We start from the raw sequence: 1,071 nt of genomic DNA on the forward strand, positions 1-1,071 counted from the left end.
AAATTCATACATTAACAACACGCTCAAAAATGATGCTTCAATGGCAAAAGCATGGCATCGCCGGTTTGCTTCATCACACCAGGCGCTAATAAAAACAATCGTCACCGCAAAAGATAAAGATAAACTCCAGAAATGGTTGAAGCGTTTCACAAAGGATGAGTCATTAGTCAAGTCAGTCATGGATCGTCATGAGAGTATTTACTTTCCTGCTCTGTTCTTTTTCACTCTCACCAAACTGATGTCTGAATGTAAAACATTTAAATTAGAGACGAAAGCCACCCTCCCTGTTAATAGTCGGAATTACCCCTCTTCCTTGAGCCCCGATGGCCAACATGTGATGCGCGAAATTGACGATAAAACCCTGAAAATCTACGGCCAAAAGGGCGATGGATCATGGAAAGAAGAAGCCACTATCTCCCATGAAGACAGAGTCAACTCAGCCACATTCAGCATCGATAGCCGCTATATAGTGACCACAAGTGGCTATAAAAAAACAGCGAAAATTTATGGCAAGCAGGACGATGGGTCTTGGGCAGAAAAAGCCACCATTTTCTATGACTACTCCATCGTCTCTGTCTCCTTCAGCTCCGATAGCCGCCATTTGGTGACCCACAGTGACGATTACAAGGTGAAAATACACAGCCAGAAGGACGATGGGTCATGGGCAGAAAAAGCCACTATTTCCGATGATGACAATATCCTCTCAACCACCTTGAGTGCCGATGGCCGCTATTTGGTGACCGCCGGTTTAGACGGCAGGGCAAAAATCTATGGCAAGCAGGACGATGGGTCATGGATAGAAAAAGCCATTATTTACCATGATAAACATGTCTACTTAGCCACCTTCAGCGCCGATGACCGCTCTGTGGTGACCATCAGTCGCGATCAGAAGATGAAGATCCACGGCCTGGAGGCCAATGGTTCATGGGAAGAAAAAGCCACCATTTCCCCTATTAAAGACGTCAACTCAGCGACAATCAGCGCCGATAACCGCCATTTGGTGATTTCCGGTAAAGATGCCAGGGCGATAATCTACGGCAAGAAGGACGATGGATCATGGGAAGAAAAAGT

Annotated in this window: 2 protein-coding genes; one reads left to right on the top strand and one right to left on the bottom strand. The window is 45.8% G+C overall.

Annotation, left to right across the window (positions count from 1 at the left end):
* The coding region (locus tag KDK16_RS12770; protein WP_257276418.1) for a hypothetical protein at positions 1-180 on the bottom strand (180 nt) is incomplete at its 3' end.
* Here KDK16_RS12770 and KDK16_RS12775 point away from each other — a divergent pair.
* The coding region (locus KDK16_RS12775; RefSeq protein ID WP_257276419.1) for a WD40 repeat domain-containing protein at positions 179-1,071 on the top strand (893 nt) is incomplete at its 3' end. The genes KDK16_RS12770 and KDK16_RS12775 overlap by 2 nt on opposite strands.

The organism is Endozoicomonas sp. SESOKO4 (assembly GCF_024606275.1).